The sequence below is a fragment of the Prevotella phocaeensis genome (assembly GCF_900065875.1).
Lineage (GTDB): Bacteria > Bacteroidota > Bacteroidia > Bacteroidales > Bacteroidaceae > Prevotella > Prevotella phocaeensis.
Genome location: NZ_LT160626.1, coordinates 346495 through 366395 on the forward strand (window position 1 = coordinate 346495; position 19901 = coordinate 366395).

Genomic DNA, 19901 nt, shown 5'->3' on the forward strand with positions numbered 1-19901 from the left:
AATAATACTGCTTAAAAACAAACTTAAATAATAATTAATTAAAAACATCGAATCTAAAATGAAACTCACCATGAACAAAAAGCAAACTTATTTGCTATGGTTGATTTTTGCTGTTTCACTATTCTTCTCGGTAGGTGCAAGTGCACAGACTGTAACGAAGACATTTAAGAACGAGTCGTTGAAGACAGTGCTGAAAGAAGTGGAACGGCAGACAAAAATGTCGGTCATCTATAATGTGGATGAAGTAGACACAAACAGAAAAATTACAGCGTCTTTCAAGCAAACACCCGTACGCGAAGTGTTGACAAGAGTGCTCGGAACCGGTAATAGTTTCGACATTCAGAACAAGATGATTACCATTCGTAAGCGCTTGGAAGGCCAAGAAAGCAGTGTACAGCCAAGGAGTACACAAGGCGTAACGCGGAAGATTTCGGGAAAGGTGGTAGATACAACGGGGGAGCCTCTTATCGGAGTGAGCGTAAAAGTGCGGAACTCCGGTATCGCTGTGGTAACAAATGTGGACGGTGAATATGCAATTACCACCAATGAAAGTAACCCCGCGTTAGAGTTTTCATACATAGGATTTGCTCCGCAAACGCTGCTTGCCGGCGGAAGAAGTGTGCTTAACGTTACTTTGCGCGAAGAAGAAAACAAGCTGCAAGAGGTGGTCGTTACCGCTATGGGTATTCAGCGTAAGGAGAGTTCACTAACCTACGCCACTCAACGCGTAAAGGCTGAAGACCTTATGAAAGTACAAGATCCTAACGTGGCCAACTCTTTAGAGGGAAAAATATCGGGTATTACAATTACTCCGAGTGCCGGTGGCGCCGGTGGTGCATCGAAGATAATACTTCGTGGTAATAAGTCTATTCTCGGAAACAGTACGCCGTTGATTGTGGTAGACGGTATTCCCATGTCAAACGGAACTCGCGGACAAATTACGAATGCCGAAGGTTTCGGCTTTACAGGAGCTACGGAAGGGAGCGATCCGTTGTCGCAGATCAATCCCGATGATATAGAGTCGATGAACGTACTTAAGGGTGCCAATGCAGCTGCCCTTTACGGCTCGGCCGCTGCCAATGGCGTTATTATGATCACGACAAAGAAAGGTCGTGAGGGCAAACTCGACATCAACTTTACATCGAATGTAACATTTGATAATACGCTTCTTACTCCTAAGCTTCAAAATACGTATGGAGCTGATATACAATCAGGTATTCTGCAGCCTTCGAGCTGGGGAAATAAATTGGCCGATAGGGCCGACAACGATCTTCTTGTAAATAATATTCTTGATAGTAATATATTCGGTCCCGGTCAAAGTCATGATGTTCATTTGCGAAATAGAACTGCTAATGATATCAAAAACTTCTTCCGTACCGGTATTACAACAAACAATTCTTTCTCGATTTCGGGAGGTACGGAGAAGATACGTACTTATTTCTCCTATGCCAATTCGCATGCAAAAGGCATGATGCGCAACAATACGTATAACCGTAATACATTTGCTTTCCGCCAGACATATAACTTGTTCAATAATCGTCTGCATATAGACGCATCTATGAATTATGTACAGACGGTTACTAATAACCGTGTAGGTGGCGGTACGCTCCTCAATCCGATCTATCATTTGTATACGATGCCTCGTAATATCGATTTAGGTTATTATAGAGATAACTACAGTACACCTAAGGGAACATGGCTATCTGGAAATCAAAAGATTTATGAATTGGGCAGCGATGGAACATATAAATTCAATAGAACCGTACGAGTTCCGCTTTCTGGCATGATGCAGAATTGGGCGTTTATGGAGAAAACTCAAAACAATCCTTATTGGCTTACGAATGTAAACCGTAATAAGAATAAGGAAGACCGTGTATATGGTTTTGTTTCAGGTTCTTTCGATATTTATGATGGATTGAAATTTCAAGCTCGTATCGGTATAGACCATACCAAATATAATAGCGAAAGTCGTCGTTATGCAACCACATTCAACGATTCTGGAATAGAGGATTTCGGTCGTTATTGGTTAGAAAATGCACGTACAAACGAAATTTATGCGGACTATTTGCTAAGCTATAATAAGGAAATACAAGATTGGACGGTTTCTGCAACAGCGGGATGGGTGGCGCATACAGTTAAAGGCGAGTCGCAGAAAACCGGTGTGACGGCTACTTATGATTATCCCGATAGAAACAAACCTTCTACAAGGATAAACCTTTTTATGACAAATGCAGGTTCGGGTGGTGCTACAACTACCGCCAAATCTTCTAATTGGGATAAGGCTATTTTGTTTACTGGACAGGTGGGATGGAAGGATAAGATTTACGTTGATGGTTCATTCCGTCAGGATTGGTATCGTCCGTTCCGTCAGTTTAAAGACCGTGGAACGCCCGAACATTATTCGTATTTCGGAGTTGGTGCCAATGCAATCGTAAGTTCTTTGGCAAAATTACCCGAATGGATATCTTATCTTAAATATAGAGCTTCTTATTCTGAAGTAGGAAACTCCATCCCTAATATCGTGTTTGCAAAAGGAACAGAGAACCTTGAAACTGGAGCTATCACTCCTAATCAGTTCGCTCGTTTTAAAAATCCTATTCCTGAAAAGACGAAATCTTTCGAGACAGGTTTGGAAATGTCGTTCTTTGGTAGCCGTCTGAATGTAGACCTTACTTATTATAATTCCATAATGGAACATTTGTACTTGTTGTCTACTAACTCTGCAGGATTAACAGAACCGGTAAATTCAGGTAAGGTACGTAACCAAGGTATCGAGTCTACAATTAGCTATGACTTCAGGTTTGGCAAGGATTGGCGTTGGAGAACATCTTACAATTTGTCCTATAATGATAATAAGATTTTAGAGACTTCGTATAATGAAAACGGTAAGGAAAACCTCGTATCTCAAGATGTTGCCGGCGCACGTGTATTATATAAGAAAGGTGGCTCTATCGGCGATATGTATGTAACCGACTTTAAACGTGATGCAAACGGTCATATCCAACTTACCAAGTCCGGACGTCCGCAGTTCGAGACCGAGGCAAATAAGAAATATACTCTTTATGCCGGCAACATGAACTCAAAATGGCAAATGGGATGGAGTAATACAATTAATTATAAGAACTTTAATTTGTTCTTCCTTATTAATGGAAGGATAGGCGGAAAAGTTATTTCTATTACTGAATCTTATTTGGATAAACTCGGGCTTTCTGAACGTACAGGAAAAGCTCGTCTTGCAGCCGAGGCTAAAAATATCGTGGCAAAAGATTACGGTAATCAGCCCGGTATTGAACTTCCAGATGGTAGCGGTCGTATCGTTCCTATTAAGGAATATTATCTGGCAGTTGGTGGTTCTTCCAATCCATTGCAATACATCTACAACGCAACCAACTTCCATTTGCGTGAACTCTCGTTAGGATATACATTCCGTAATCTTTTAGGAGAAAGTCATAATTTGTCGCTCTCGTTTATTGCGCGTAATTTGTTTTTCCTATATAAGGATAGCCCTGTAGATCCGGATGTGTCTCTTGCTACTGGTAATGGTCTGGGAGCATTTGAATTGTTCAATATGCCTTCAGCTCGTTCGTATGGTTTCTCCTTAAAACTTAATCTATAATACTACAAATAGACAAAAATATGAATACAAAGAAAATTTTCGTTATATTGTCTATCTCATTGGCTGTTACAGGACTTCAATCTTGTTTTGATTTTGATACTCCTTCCGATGAATTTCAACAGACAGAGAAAAAGATAGACGATGTTGTCTATCATGGGAAGGTGGACAGTATACCTTACATGTCGACGATTACGCAACAACAATTTGAGAAAGTTGCTACACAATTGAGTACTCCATTGCATACCGCGTTAGGCGGACAGTATGCTTTGCGTGGAGGTAAGGATGGAGGTTTACCCGGAACTCATGCTTATCAGTATCAGTTTTGCCTTGGTCCAGACAACTATGCACAATATCATGTAATACCTCACCATGATTTCCCGTATAGCAAAATCGAGATGTCGTCTACTTATGCTCTTGATCAAAAGGCGTATGGAGGACCGATGGGCTCGTTTACATTGGTAAAGAATTCCGTGGTGCCATTGCTTAATCATCCGGCAGTAGACTCAATTCCCGAATTAAAAGCAATCTATTTGTTGCTTTATGATTACGCTGCAGTTGAGGTAGCCGATCTATTCGGACCATTTCCTTATTCGGAATATAAGGTCAATAAGCAAGAAAATCCTTATAATTACGATGAAGTACGTTCTATTTATATGACGGTGGAAGCTAATATCGATACCATCTGCAAGTGTTTGAAGTATTTTGATAGCAAGCCGGATTGGTATAAGAAAAGCGTACAAAACTTGAAAAACTCTAATGATTGGATTACCAACGACCTGATGTCGGCCAAAGAAGGATGGGATACATGGTTACGCTTCGCAAATTCTTTAAAGCTCCGTATGGCCATGCACATAGTAAAAGTAGAACCGGATAAAGCAAAGAAATGGGCTGAAGAAGCTGTTCGCGACGGCGTGATAGAGGATACTCAAAGTGAAGTAGCACTGTTTACCAATCGTGGTTTCACTCCTCCTCTCATTCAGATTATGGATTGGGGAGACTCACGTTTGAGCGCTTCTTTTGAAAGTATCTTAATGAGTTTGGGACATCCTTTCGCTTCAAATCTATTTATGCCTAATTCAGATGCGATTATTAATGGCACTACCAACGAAAGTCTTGCTGCCGGAAGTCGTCTTGTTGGCATTCGTTCCGGCTCTCATGTGAGTGAAGGACAAGGTGCAGGCAGTAATCAATATATCCGTTTCAGTCGTATCAATCCTGATAAATTCTATAGTGCGCCGCTCTATTTGATGAAACTGTCAGAAGTATGTTTCCTTCGTGCCGAAGGTGTTATACGTGGATGGGACATGAAAGGTAGTGTAAAAGATTTCTATGAGCAGGGCATCCGTTATGCCAGTGTAGAAGATCGAATGATGGGTTCTACAGAAGCTAACGGGAAAAATTACTATGTTAATATGGTGGATGAATACCTGCAACGTGATAACCCTGTAGACTATGTTTACGTTGATCCTACCGGAGCTACCCCCAATATGCCGAGTGTAACTAAGATAGGTGTTAAGTGGAATGAAGGTGATGATAATGAAACAAAGTTGGAAAAGATCATTACACAGAAGTATATTGCCGGCTATCCATATAGCTTCGAGGCATGGACTGATATGCGTCGCACCGGTTATCCTAAGGTTTTCCCCGTATTGAATCCGGAAGAAGGTGATGGCAGTTTGAAAGCTGGAGACTTAATCAGGCGCATTCCATTCCCTGATACATCGAAGCCGGCCACTGCAGAAGATGTGTTTAATTCCGGTTTGAAAGCCTTGGGAGGACCCGATGTGCAGGCTACACGTATATGGTGGGATACAGATAGACCTAATTTCTAAAATAAATACATGGTAAGTCTTGCCACGTTATATATTATATACAGTTGTATTATATATTATATATAGTGGCAGGATGCCATTACTAAAAGCAATTTTTCAATAACTAAAAACAAATGAAAAGAAACATTACTTTAACGACATTGGCACTGGCTTGTTTTATGGGAATGGCCCCCTGTAAGGCGAAGGCGCAGAATACTGTGCCGTCAGCGTCAAAAGATGTCTACGATTTCAAGAGTTTTACAGACACTGAACTCTTGGACCGTTTTGCGGAACTCGTAGAGAAAAAACGTAAATATCCTACAAACGAGGAACTCAAAACTTGGGGAATTTATGAAGAACTGGAATTTGTACGCTCGCACGTGCGTAAACGTAACATTATGTCACGCACCGATCGTTTGGTAAACGATACGTATCAAGAGCGCGATCTTTTAATGAATATTCCCTGTGGATCGGGCAAAACATACGGCGGTTACCCATCTCATGACTTCATGAGCGATAATTTTTCCATGTGGAACTATACCAACTTATTCGGTGCATGGAACCATGGACTCTTCCAAGCCCCGGGTTCTTGGGCCGATGCAGCACATAAGAACGGTACCGATATGTTGAGTGGAATGAAGTTTTTCGATACGACCGGAGGCAGACAGGAAGGCTCTGGAAATTGGAAAAACTTTATAACAACAAAGAATACCGATGGTACTTTTAAGTATGCTCATGCACTTATAAATCTGTTGCGTTTCTTGGGTTTAGATGGTATCAACTATAACTGGGAGGCATCAGGATATGATGATGAAAATGTTATCGAGTTCCATCAAGAACTTTATAAGATAGCTAAACAAGAGAAGTTCGATAATTTCCATATCATGATGTATACTTCAAACAGTTCTTTATCGACATGGAATAGTGGGGCACTTTGGGGAAAGAATGGAGCTCGTACTACCGAATTGATGTTGAATTACAGCAGCAGTGACTTCACACATTCTATGGGTACGTCTGTACAAGCTGCAGAACAAGCTCTTGGAACATCTAAAGGATTGTATGCAGGCGTATGGATTGTCAGCATGAATCGTAGTTGGAATAGGCTAAATGCTAATGATAATGCTCGTAAATGCGGTGTATGTCTTTGGGGAGAACATAGCGAGAGCCGTTTTTGGAGCTATAATACGGGTGGCGATCCCAATGAACGTATGAGCAATTATCAAATGCTTTTGGAGCGTGCTTTCTCTGGTGGAAACCGCAACCCTCTTACTCGTCCAGCCATTAGTAATAGTGGCAATGACTGGGAATGGAGCGGAACAACTCCTCCGTTATCTAAGTTTACAGGTCTGGCAACGTGGATCCCCGAGCGTTCTGCTATAGAAGGAAAGCTGCCGTTCTCTACTTATTTTAATCTTGGGAATGGTGATCGCTATAGCTATAAGGGCAAGAAAACGGCCGGACCGTGGTACAATATGGCAAATCAGGATATAGTTCCTACTTATCGTTGGCTTGTTGTTCAGAGCGGAACTAATACTGTAAGTAATGCTATTCAGCCCGAATTGACCAACCGTGATGCCTACACAGGTGGTGCATGTTTGCAGCTAAATGGTCTTAGTACGGCAACTTCAACCGATATTGTGCTTTATAAAACCTCGCTGAAAGGTACACAGGGCGATATTTATGCTAATGTTGCGATTAAGAGTGGCAAGGATGGAACGAACCCGTCTAACCTGTATCTCATTGTAAGAATTGGCAACAGCACGTGGAAAGAATATCCTGTTGGTGATACGACAGATAAGAAATGGACTGAGAAGCGTATCAAATTGGATGGAATTTCTGCAACAGATGCTATCGAACGCATAGGGCTTCGTGTGAAAGATTGTAACGAGAATTACAGGCTTTTGGTAGGAAAACTTGAAATAAACGATGGCGTTAAGGCCACGCCCTCTAATATAAAAGACCTTACCATACAGGTAAAAGAGGAGACAAAAACTTCGCTTTCTGTTAAAGCTTCGTGGGGTATCGATGCACAGGGTGCTAATGGATCGCAAGGAGGACTGGTTTATAACGATGAGGGAAACATCGATCATTTCGAAATTCTTTATAAGAACGGTGAAAATGGTCGTGTGTCTGAAGTGGCTCGTACAACGCAGTGGGCAGCTTATGTCGGAAATATTCAGTTGCCGAATACTGCAGATGAGCCTTATATTGGCGTGCGTTCGGTAAGTACAGACCTTAAAACTTATTCGCCTGTAGTGTGGACGAAGATCGATCGGGCAAACCAGTCGGATCTTCCGGTTGCAAAGGATAACCCTTATGGAACTGTTGAACTCGACATGGTTGCTAATGGTGCAGAAGTAGCACAGAAGATACGTTACATCACTGATTTTAAGACGGAAGGTGCAGAACAGGATATTGATTACCATACAGATACGGCTATTGGTGGCGCAAACTATGTGGATGCAACCGATAAGGTGATAAAAGTAAAGCAGGGACAAACTGTTACTGTGAAGTTTAAAGGCTACGAAGCTAAGGATAATGTAGATGGAAGTCATGATGACTTGCGCTATTGTATGGGTAAAGGATGGCTTGATTTGGACGGCGATCACTTATTTAATCCGGCTGATCTTACTGCAGATCCTAATCACGGAGAATGTCTCTTCCATCTTGGAAAAGTACGTGCAGGTTCACCTGAACAGGTACAAGGGCTGGTTTCTCATAGCTTCACAGTACCACAAAACGCTCGTAAAGGCATGAGTCGCCTACGTATCGTTTTCTCTGATGCGTGGTTTGCAGGCTCTTTGGTACCCATTGGAAAATTCAATAAAGGCTTTGCTATTGACTTCGGAGTAGAGATTGTTGGCGATAATGCAGAACGTCCGGTTCCGACAGACACCCATGATCAGGGTGAAGCAGCAGAGCCCGAAGGGCTTACTACAACAGGTGTTACCGAGGTTGTAGGTGCAGCTTCTGCTCTTCAGGTAACGAATGAAGCTATCAATTTCAACAATGTTGAAAAAGCATGGATATTCTCTGTTGACGGAAGGCTGGTAGAGTATTTAACTTCGCCACAATCTTATCGCACTAATAAACTTGCTAAAGGCGTTTATTTAGTGAAGATGCAAAATAAGAACGTAATACGTTCACAGAAGATAACAGTGCAATAAGATATCATTAGGCAATATGGTCTGATGTGTTTATACTCGGGTTCGTCTCCCGATATAATTATCCGGAGACGAATCTTTCTAACCTAATATTTTAAACGAACCTAAATAATAAGTATTTTTATCTTGCTTCTAATCATGAAAATATTATTCTATAGATAATGTTACCATGATGGCAGAATATTTTTATATCGTTTATAAATCTTTGTATTATCAATAATTAAAACAAATCACATGAAAAAGAAATTTACGCTTACAGTATTGGCATTTACCTGTTTAATGGGGATGCCCTTGCATGCACAGACGGATTTACCGCCTACAGCAAGTAAGGAGATTTACGACTTTAAGAACTTCGAAGACAAGAAAATGCTTGATCTATTTTACGATGCGATTAAGGCCGGCAAGATGTTTCCGTCTGAGGAAGATTTCGTTAGAATAGGAATAAGCAAGGCTGACCTTGCTTTCGTGCGTTCACATGTACGCAAACATCAGATTTTGGATCGCGAGGGGCGTCTTCTTACTAATACTTTTAAAGACAGAAACCTTTGGATGAATACCCCGATGGGATCGGGTAATGGTGGCGATGCAGGCTATCCTTCATCTGTATTCTCAAGCGATGTGTTCTCTTTATGGAACTATACTAACCTTTGGGGATCGTGGAATCATGGAATATTCCAAGCACCCGGAGCTTGGGTTGATGCCGCACACAAGAACGGTACAGATATGATGACCGGTATTAAGTTCTTCGATACAACCGGTGGACGTGGGCAAACAGCAGATGCTTATAAAGAAATGATAATCACAAAGGATGCAACAGGATACGAAGGATTTAAATATGTAAAGCCTTTCATTCATTTACTATTGTTCCTTGGGCATGATGGTATTAACATCAATTGGGAAGACGGATCACCAAATGACAATGATGTGGTAAAGTTTCATCAGGCACTTTATAAATATGCCAATTCCATAGGTTTCAATAACTTTCACATGGGATTATATACAATGAGTTCAAGTTTGTCGAATTATAACTCACGTTATCTGTTTGGTGATTCTAATGGAAGGACAGCAGACCTTATGCTTAATTATGGTGGATGGAGTATGGGCACTTCCGTACAGGAAGCTAAAAGAGCTTTGGGTACTGCTGATGGTTTGTATCAAGGGTATTGGATAAGTGGTATGAACCATTCATGGAGTAATCTTAGTGCCACTCAAGAGATAGGTATCTGCCTATGGGGTGAACATAAGATGAGCCGCTTTTGGCAGCATAATAAAGGAACCGATGCTCTTGACGCGCAAAAGAATTACCAATACTTGTTGGAACGTGCGTTCAGTGGAGGCAATCGTAATCCGATGAATTTACCTGCTGTGACGAATCAGGGGCACAATTGGGAGGCGCAAACTCCGTTAAGTAATTTTCCGGGTTTTGCCACTTGGATTCCCGAACGTTCTACTGTACAGGGCAAATTGCCTTTTGTTACGAATTTTAACCTTGGTAATGGTGAACGTTATAATTATAAGGGAAAAAAGACAGCTGGTTCTTATTACAACATGTCATCGCAGGATGTCGTTCCCACTTATCGTTGGTTAGTATGCAATGAAGGTACTACTACTGCAAGTAGTGCTATCGAAGTCGGCTTCTCTCATAAGGATTCTTATATCGGAGGTTCTTGCCTTGAATTGAAAGGAGATGCAACAAAGGCTACCGATATCGTACTTTACAGAACAGAACTTACTCCTAACAGTAGCAATGTATATGCAAAAGTGGCACTCAAATATGCCGGTACAGATACCAAACGCTCTAATCTTTATGTGATTATACGTTTGAAGAATGGCCAGTGGAAAGAATATGCCGTATCTGATAATACCGGAATAACGTGGCAAGAACACAAGATCGATCTCACCGGTATCTCAGCATCAGATGTAATAGATCGTATCGGTTTGCGTGTAAAAGGTGGCGAGACAAACTATGATATGTATGTAGGAAAACTCGAAATTAATGATGATCATAAGCAAACTCCTGCCAATATTAAAGATTTGTCTGTAGATGTAAAAGAAGAAACAACATCTTCTATGTCTCTTAAACTGAATTGGAGTGTGGATGCCACAACCGGAGCTCGTGCTCAATACGGTATGATTTTCAATGACGATGCTAACATCGACCATTTCGAGATACTTTATAAAAATGGCGAAAATGGTAAAGTTTCAGAGATTGCACGTACTACTCAATGGGCAACATATATAGGCAATATTCCTCTGAAGGCAGACGAGAAACCTGTAGTAGGCGTACGTGCTGTTTCTACTGATCTGAAGACCTATTCTCCTGTTGTATGGTATAATGTTGAACGTGGTGATCAGTCTAAGTTACCTGTGGTTGAAGAAGAAGATACTTACGGTGTAAGCAAGATGAACCCAAATTGTGAAGGCGCTGCTGTTGCGCGTAAAGTACGTTATCTGACTTCTGTGAAAACATCCGGTGCATCGAAAGATATCAATTATACCGCCAGTGGCCCGCAAACCGACGGTACGCAGTATGTAAAGGTTGCAAACCAGACGCTTGAGGTTGCTCAAGGTCAGAAGTTCACTCTGACTTTCAAGGCTTATGAGGCAACAAAGGCTACTGATGGGAACGAAGATGACCTGCGTTGGTGCTTTGCAGGCGGCTGGATAGACTTTGATGGCAGTGGTACTTTCAATCATCCGTTGGGTGTGAAACCTCAGTTACTAACTGGTGAAACGGTAGGTGATGGTACCGATCCGCTTGGTGAACGCATATTTAAGCTCGGTGCTTCTAAAGCTAAAACAATGACATTTGTACAAGGTAATGGCGTTACAGCCGAGATAGAGATACCACAGGATGCCCATGTAGGCAAGAGTCGTCTACGTATTGTATTCTCAGATGCATGGTTCGCTGGTGAATTCCTACCGGTAGGTCTGCACAATAAGGGCTTCTCTATTGATTTCGACGTGATGATTACAGGCAACGAGACCGGTCAGCGTGTTCCTTATGATTCGCATGATCAAGGCATTGCCGATGAGCCCGAAGGACTTACAACAACTGGTATCAACGGTGTAAGTGGTGGTGCATCAACGGTGAACATAAGTAATGGTGCTGTTAACTTTGGTAATGTTGATAAGGCATGGATTTACTCCGTCGATGGAAGTCTTGTAAAAGTATTGGTTAATCCCGTATCTGTAAGTCTGAAAGACTTCGGCAACGGCGTTTACATCGTGAAGATGCAAAGCGGAAATAACGTTCAATCTAAGAAACTTGTCATTAGATAAAGCACAATTTATAGGGTATCTCTCATAAGGGGGATACTCTATATTGCTTTTTAATAGAGAATACCATAAAGACCTTTTACTAAAAACTAAGAATTATAGTTCCCTAAATTTTAATTTTTCTAACAAAAAACTACTAATTTATGAGAAAACATTTATTATTGGCAGGTGTACTGCTTTGTGCAACAAATTTGTTTGCCCAGCGTTCACCCTCGCACCCGTTAGACATCAAAGACTCGGAGAGTAATCTGAGTACTTACCTCGATCAGTGGCTCAGCGGTACGATTGATCGCCCCGAAGGAGTAAGCGAAATGGACGATCAGTTCTACATCTCGCGTGTCAGACCGCTAAAACGTATCTCTGACGGAGATTATCAAGTTCGTAGTGATGTCGATCCTAAACGTAAGATGTGCGTATGGGTTCCGCTCGACGATCCTACCACCAAGTGGAAATCTTTGCCGCGTTATTGTTTCGAAGGCGATAACTTCAGCATGTGGTCTTATATCGATATCCACGGCAACTGGACATCTCCATGGATTCGATCTACCGCAGGTCTTACTGATGTAGCACACAAGAATGGCGTAACCGTGGGATGTGTAATGTCGATACCTTGGGCAAATACCGTGTATATTCAGGATGGTCTTTATTGGGGTAGTGAGTACTCGAAAGTGTTATCTAAACTGATTGAAAAAACAAGCGACGGCAGTTATAAATATGCCCCCTTACTTGTAAAGATGATGAAATACTATGGTGTGAATGCCATAGGTGTAAATTCAGAGTTCTATACCAGTCAGTCAGGCATTGAAAAGTTAATCGGTTTCTTTGTTGCCTGCCACAAAGAAGCAGAGAAGATAGGTTGGGAATTCCAAGTACATTGGTACGACGGGACCAATGAAAGTGGTAGTATTCGATTCGATGCAGGCTTAGGCGATCATAATAAAAAGATGTTCGGCGACAAAGATAACATCAGTGTAGACATGATGTTTGCCAACTATAATTGGAGAGATGGTACGCTTCAGAACTCTGTAACCAAAGCAAAAGAACTCGGAAGAAATAGCTATGATTATTATGCAGGTTTCGACATTCAGGGACGGGCATTGCGTAATAACTATTGGTCTGCACTGAAGAATAACGCTATTTCTATCGGTTTCTGGGGCGCACATGCACAAAGTCTTATCCATCAGAGTGCTACCGACGACGGTACCTCCGATATTGCCATCCAAAAGGCATACTTGTTGAAGCAGGAACTCCTGTTCAGCGGCGGTAATCATACCCCTGCCTTGCTGCCCGACATCAATACTCATTGCACGCTTGCCAATGCAAGTTTAAAGAATTTCCATGGCTTGGCAACCTTCCTTTCGGCCAAGTCGACCATCCAAAGCGTACCGTTTGTGAGCCGTTTCAACCTTGGTAACGGGTTGAAGTTCTATAATGAAGGTAAGGTAGCTTTCGATCATAAGTGGTACAACCTCAATACACAAGACTTCATGCCTACATGGCGATGGTGGATAACCGATAAGAACGATCAGGTTACACAGGCCGATTTGGCGAATTTCGTTAAGGCCGAACTAACTTTCGATGAGGCATATTGGGGCGGTTCTTGCCTGCGTTTGCATGGAAAGACAGCCTTCTCGCGTGTGAAACTCTTTAAAACTCTTTTGAAAGTACAGCCCGATTACGAGCTTTCTTTAGTCTATAAACTGAAGAAAGGCACGCAAACTCATGCCAAACTTTTTGTGGCTTTAAAGGGTAAGACCAATGAATATAAGGAGTATATATTGCCCAATGCAACTGCAGAGGACCAATGGACAACCGCTAAAGTTAAAGTTTCGGAGCTCGGACTCGGTGCTGATGATGAGATAGCCATGCTGGGTATTGCTGTCGAGAATGCTCCCGAAGATTACGATATGTACGTAGGAGAGATGGCGGTGCGTAATCCTTCCGATGTATTCAGTACCACCAAGGCGCCTGCAATCAAAGAGGTTAAGGTGCTGCGTGGCCGTTACAATGCTTGCGATTTTAAGATTCGTTACGCCAGCAAGGAAGAAGCAAAGGGCGAAAAGACTTATAACGATGAAGTCGGAACGTGGTATTACGAAATTTACTTCAAGCAGAAAGGCCAGAAAGAGCAGCTGCTTACCGCCACTACATCGTGGGCTGCTTACGTTATAGATGCTCCTATGGTGCCGTCTTTAGACAACCGGCAAGGCCAATTCGGCGTGCGTGCCGTATCTCCCGATGGCATTCACGGCTCCGAAATCGTATGGTCGGAGATGACAGAAGTTCCTTACGACCAGCCTAACAGCGAGGTCGTATGCGATAAGCAGGTAATTAAACCGAACGAAGACTTTACGTTATCTTTTATGGATGTATTGCAACAGCCGGCTCAGGAGTGGAAGATACTCGACTCGCAGACGGGCGCTGTAGTGGCAAGCACTACCGGTGTAACCAAGTTTACTACGAAGATAGATAAAGAAGGTGTGTACGATCTCCAGTTTACAGATAGCAAAGGAACTCAGACCACCATCCGCGGAAAGGTGGTAATCAGTCCGCTCGAGACCGGTGCAGTGCCCGAAGTTACGGGCATTACGGCAGATAAAGCGAAAGCAGACCAAGGAGAAGAGGTGAAATATACCTATACCTCGAAAGACGGCACGGGCAAAGTATCGCGCGCACTCTATCTGAAAGATCCGAATATGTTTATGATACCGGCCGAGGTACAAGAAGGTAAAGACTATTCGTATGCACTGTGGTTCAAGGCCGAAAGTTTCTCTCACGACAAGCAGGGCACGAACCTAATCAACAAGAACACGGTGAGAGATGCATGGCCTCATAACAACTGGGGCGATTTATGGGTGCAAATCCGTCCGGAATGGAAAGGCGATAAACTCCATGCTGCTAACGAAGTATCGTTCAACACCATGGGATGGACGGCACACGACAGTCCGAATGAAAACATGATGTCTACCGGTTACAGCATCACACCGGGCGTTTGGTACCACTTGGTTGTAACCCATAATAACGGTAACAGGCAAACCATGTATCTTAATGGTAAGCAAGTAGCCCAAACTGTGTTTACAGACTCGAAGCGTCGTAAGGATGTAGGACAGAGCGATCCTCGTGTTCAGTGGCACGAACCTGCCAATATTTTCATCGGTGGAGGCGGTGTTTATAAGGCCGGCTTCAATGGTTGGATAGACGAAGTTCAGGTATGGGATCACGAATTAACGCAGGAAGAAGTACTTTCTTCCATGAAAGGATTTAAGGAAAATGAAGTGCCTACCGGCCTGAAAGCATATTACACGTTCGAAGAAAAGATAGAAGACGGTACGTTCAACAGCCTTGGCAAGGCCGGTACACAGCCCGGTAAAGTGGTTGCCATGGTAAGTAGTGGAGGCGAACAAACTGGTAACGCTTCTTACGAACCGCAGAAAGGCAGCAACGAAGAATTGGGATATCCGGGCATAACCGGCACCTTGGAAGTTATTACCACTGCCGATTGGACTCTCGAAGATGCTACTCTCGTTTCGAAGAACGACCATAGCACCATCGTGAAGTATGGCTCACAAGGCAAGAAGAACATTGGTGTAACGCTGAAAAACCGCTGGGGAGAAGGAACGAAGATGGTTTCCGAAATCGTTGAAATCAGCGACAAGACTACCGGCATCGGCTCTGTAGATGCAGAAACCGGCCTGTCTGTTTATCCTAACCCGTTTGTTGAAAGCGTCAACTTGCGCTTTGCAGAGGGCGGAAACTACACTGTAAACATACTTGGTTCTACAGGTACCTTGCTCCAGCGTAACAACTTCAATGTTTCGGCAGGGCAAGTTGTAAACGTAGCCGTAAACGGTGCCAACGGTGTATATTTTGTACAAATCGTCAAGAACGGCAAAACGTACAAGACAATAAAGGTTATTAAAAAGTGAATATAAGGTTGATTGACAGGATTTAGAATGGGCATGTAGCGGCATGCCGCACAAACTGTTTGTTATGACCATGCTGGGGGTGATTGATACTTCGGCATGGTCTTTTTTCTTGCCCGTGCAGGCTGCAACTGCATGGAGCGTGTCTATTGCCGATAGATATATGTTCTGTTGCCCGTAGAAGTATGGTCTGGTATCGATAGAACGACCGTATGCCACAGCTCTTTTATTCTTTCGGCTCGGCTTCTCCCTATGCCTGTAATGTAAAAAATATGGTAACGTAATTAGCGTTTTGTAAATAAAAAGCATTATATTTGCAAACGAATAAATCACAATCTATATAATATGAAAGAATTTTTTAAGTATGTAACTGCCACAGTTGTGGGGCTTTTCGTGTTTAGCATCGTGGTAACGATTCTCTGTGTGATGAGTCTTGTGGGAATGGTTGCCGCCGATAGTTCTACTAAAAGCGTTTCTGAGAATTCTGTATTTGTACTTAATCTGGCAGGAACGATACAAGAACAAGGGGAAAATAATGTGCTTGGCCAGCTTACGGGTAACACCTTGAACAATTTGGGGCTCGACCAGATACTCTCGGGCATACGTAAGGCCCGCGATAACGACCGCATCAAAGGCATATATATCGAGGCCGGACTGCTCGAAACATCCTATGCAACGTTGCAAGAGATACGGAATGCGCTGCTTGATTTTAAGAAACACGGCAAGTGGATTGTGACTTATGCAGACACATATACGCAAGGTACCTATTACGTATCGTCGGTTGCCGACAAGATTTTTATCAATCCGCAGGGCATGCTCGACTGGCGTGGCCTTTCTGCACAGCCCATGTTCATCAAAGATGTGGCTGCCAAATTCGGCATACGTTACCAAGTAGTGAAGGTAGGTGCCTATAAGAGCGCCACTGAATACTATACCGAAGAGCGCATGAGCGATGCCAATCGCCGGCAAGTTACGGCATTTATCGACGGTACATGGCGGAATGTGTGCAAAGAAGTGGCGCAAAGTCGCAAGGTAAGTGTAGATTCTTTGAATGCTTATGCCGACAGATTGCTTGTTTTCGAGGGTACTGAAAACCTGAAAAAATATAAACTTGTAGACGGTCTTATCTATGCCGACAACGTAAAGACAGAAGTAAAAAAGATGCTCAAGATAGACGATGACGATGCTATAGCACAACTGTCGCTGGCCGACATGGCGAATGTACCGGAAAAAGAAGCAGGCGACGAGATCGCCGTATACTTCGCACAAGGCACGATTGTGCAGAATGCAGCGGCGGGACTTTTCTCTCAAAGTGCGCAAATAGTATCTACCACGGTCTGTAAAGACTTGGAACAACTGATGAATGACGACGATGTAAAGGCCGTAGTCATTCGGGTGAACTCCGGCGGAGGCGATGCCTATGCCTCCGAACAGATATGGCATCAGGTGGCAAAGCTCAAAACAAAGAAGCCGGTTGTTATATCTATGGGCGATTATGCGGCTTCCGGAGCTTATTATATGAGCTGCGTGGCCGATTGGATAGTAGCTCAACCGACGACACTTACGGGAAGTATCGGTATTTTCGGTGTCATTCCGGACTACAGCGGATTGGTTACACAAAAGTTAGGCGTGAAGTTCGACGAGGTTAAAACCAACAAGAACAGCGGCTTCGGCAATATTTTGGCTCGCCCGCTCAATGCCGATGAGATCGGTTATCTTACTGCCTACGTCAATCGTGGCTATCAGCTGTTCCGCAAACGTGTGGCAGACGGTAGGCGTATGTCTGTGCCCCAAGTGGAGAAGATCGCCCAAGGACATGTATGGCTTGGCCAAGATGCGCTGATAAATAGGCTGGTCGATCAGCTTGGAGGGCTTTCTACCGCCGTTACGAAGGCAGCACAACTGGCCAAGGTGAAAGAATATCATACAACAGAGTATCCTGCTGCCCCGAGTATACTTGATCAATTGTTCTCTTCTGCGACGCGTGGAAGCTACTTAGATGAACAGTTACGCACCACACTTGGTGACTTTTATGAGCCTTTTGCATTGATTCGTAAGCTCAATCAGCGCGAGGCAATTCAGGCAGAGCTGCCGTTCTATCTGAATATGAAGTAAGCCTGTCGGGCGTAAATTCGTAAGACGATATAACCGTATCGGGCGGTGAAGGGGCACGACTGCATCATGCAGCCGGTTTTGACTGTCGCCCTAATGAAGGAAAGATGAGAAGAGAAGGAGATTTCATCCATATTAAAGAGTGGTTACTTCCGCTGAGTTGGCTCTATGGCTTGGCGGTATGGTTGCGCAATCTGCTGTTCGAAATGGGCGTTCTCAAACAACATTCGTTCAGTATCCCGATCATCTCGGTAGGAAACATTACGGTGGGAGGAACGGGAAAAACGCCGCATGTTGAATATTTAGTAAAGCTCTTGAAGGATAAGGTGCAGGTGGCAGTGCTGTCGCGTGGCTATAAACGCAGGAGCAGGGGGTATGTGTTGGCAACCGATACCACAGAGGTGCGCGATATAGGCGACGAACCTTACCAGATTAAACGTAAGTTCCCCACTGCATATGTGGCGGTGGATAAGAAACGAACTCGCGGTATCGACAGGCTCACATCCGATGAACAGACGCGCAAGGTAGGCGTTATATTATTAGATGATGCGTTCCAGCATCGATACGTAAAGCCCGGTATAAACATATTATTGATAGATTATCACAGGCTTGCAATCTACGACAAGTTGCTTCCGGCAGGCCGTCTGCGTGAACCGTTAAACGCAAAGAACCGTGCCGATATAGTAATCATCACCAAATGTCCGAAAGACCTAAACCCCATGGAGTTTAGGGTTCTCACTAAAACCATGGACCTCTATCCTTATCAGGAGTTGTTTTTTACCACGTTAGATTACCGTTCGTTACAGCCGGTTTTTGGAGGTAAGCAGGTTGAACTTACCTCCTTGCGCGGCTATAACGTATTGTTGCTTATGGGCATAGCATCGCCTGAGCAGATGATACAGGATTTGAAACCCTTTGAAACGCATCTTGTAACGATGGCGTTCGGCGATCATCATCGCTTTACACCAACCGAAATAGGGCAGATTAACAGTAGGTTTGCAGCGATGCCTGCACCGAAGATCATCGTTACCACCGAGAAAGATGCTGCAAGATTGTACCATATCGAGGGATTGAGCGATGAGGTCAGGCAGAATATATATGCCTTGCCCGTCGATATCAAGTTCATGTTAAACAGAGAAGAAGAATTTAATTCCAAAATTATAAGTTATGTACGAAAGAATTCAAGAGACAGCATCTTGGCTAAAACAAAGAATGGTAACAAGTCCGAAAACGGCAATCATACTGGGAACAGGCCTCGGACAATTAGCTTCAGAGATAACTGAAAGCTACGAATTTCCTTACTCCGATATACCTAACTTCCCTGTTTCGACCGTCGAGGGGCACGCCGGAAAGCTTATATTCGGCCGTCTTGGAGGTAAAGACATTATGGCTATGGAAGGCCGTTTTCATTACTATGAGGGTTACAGCATGAAAGAAGTAACTTTCCCCATACGTGTTATGTACGAATTAGGTATAGAAACGCTGTTCGTGAGCAATGCTTCAGGAGGTATGAACCCCGATTTCAAGATAGGAGATATTATGATTATCACCGATCATATCAACAATTTTCCGGAGCATCCTCTACGTGGAAAGAACTTTCCTACAGGCCCCCGTTTCCCCGATATGCATGAGGCATACGACAAAGGTCTTGTGTCTATGGCCGATAAAATAGCCGCCGAGAAGCATATCTGCGTGATGCACGGCGTGTACATGGGCGTTCAAGGGCCCACTTTCGAGACGCCTTCAGAGTATCGCATGTACCATCGGATGGGGGCAGATGCTGTGGGCATGAGCACTGTGCCTGAGGTTATCGTGGCACGTCACTGCGGTATAAAGGTGTTCGGCGTAAGCGTTATTACCGATTTGGGTATCGAAAACGCAGCCGTGGAGGTATCTCATGAGGAGGTACAACAGGCTGCCAACCGCGCTCAACCGCTTATGACGGCGATTATGCGCGAGATGATAAGCCGCTCGTAAGTAGCGGTTAACGGAAACG

General features: G+C 43.5%; 8 protein-coding genes. All 8 read left to right on the forward strand.

What is annotated here, in order from left to right; genetic code table 11:
• Nucleotides 1-70 precede the first annotated feature (70 nt).
• The 8 genes from BN3912_RS09630 (at nucleotide 71) to BN3912_RS09665 (ending at nucleotide 19882) form a co-directional block, all read left to right on the forward strand.
• Nucleotides 71-3616 (forward strand): SusC/RagA family TonB-linked outer membrane protein, encoded by a 3546-nt coding sequence (locus BN3912_RS09630; RefSeq protein WP_023983454.1) that lies wholly within the window; start codon nucleotides 71-73, stop codon nucleotides 3614-3616.
• A gap of 20 nt (nucleotides 3617-3636) precedes the next feature.
• On the forward strand, nucleotides 3637-5448 hold the full coding sequence (locus BN3912_RS09635; RefSeq protein ID WP_023983453.1) for a SusD/RagB family nutrient-binding outer membrane lipoprotein: 1812 nt from the start codon (nucleotides 3637-3639) through the stop codon (nucleotides 5446-5448).
• A 113-nt stretch (nucleotides 5449-5561) separates the two neighbouring features.
• Entirely contained in the window at nucleotides 5562-8594 is a 3033-nt protein-coding gene (locus BN3912_RS09640; RefSeq protein ID WP_023983452.1) for a T9SS type A sorting domain-containing protein, read from the forward strand.
• Between the two features lie 231 nt (nucleotides 8595-8825).
• A complete protein-coding gene (locus tag BN3912_RS09645) occupies nucleotides 8826-11873 on the forward strand; it encodes an endo-beta-N-acetylglucosaminidase (protein ID WP_023983451.1) in 3048 nt (1015 codons plus the stop codon).
• A 140-nt stretch (nucleotides 11874-12013) separates the two neighbouring features.
• A complete protein-coding gene (locus BN3912_RS09650; protein WP_064972306.1) occupies nucleotides 12014-15796 on the forward strand; it encodes an endo-beta-N-acetylglucosaminidase in 3783 nt (1260 codons plus the stop codon).
• A 342-nt stretch (nucleotides 15797-16138) separates the two neighbouring features.
• Nucleotides 16139-17908 carry a signal peptide peptidase SppA gene (sppA, locus tag BN3912_RS09655; protein WP_023983449.1) on the forward strand — a complete coding sequence of 590 codons (1770 nt, stop codon included), beginning with the start codon at nucleotides 16139-16141 and terminating at the stop codon, nucleotides 17906-17908.
• A gap of 104 nt (nucleotides 17909-18012) precedes the next feature.
• Nucleotides 18013-19188, forward strand: coding sequence for a tetraacyldisaccharide 4'-kinase (lpxK, locus tag BN3912_RS09660; protein WP_023983448.1), 1176 nt, complete (start codon nucleotides 18013-18015; stop codon nucleotides 19186-19188).
• Nucleotides 19073-19882, forward strand: coding sequence for a purine-nucleoside phosphorylase (locus BN3912_RS09665; protein ID WP_074025018.1), 810 nt, complete (start codon nucleotides 19073-19075; stop codon nucleotides 19880-19882). Before lpxK ends, BN3912_RS09665 begins: the two co-directional genes overlap by 116 nt.
• The last annotated feature ends 19 nt before the right edge of the window (nucleotides 19883-19901 follow it).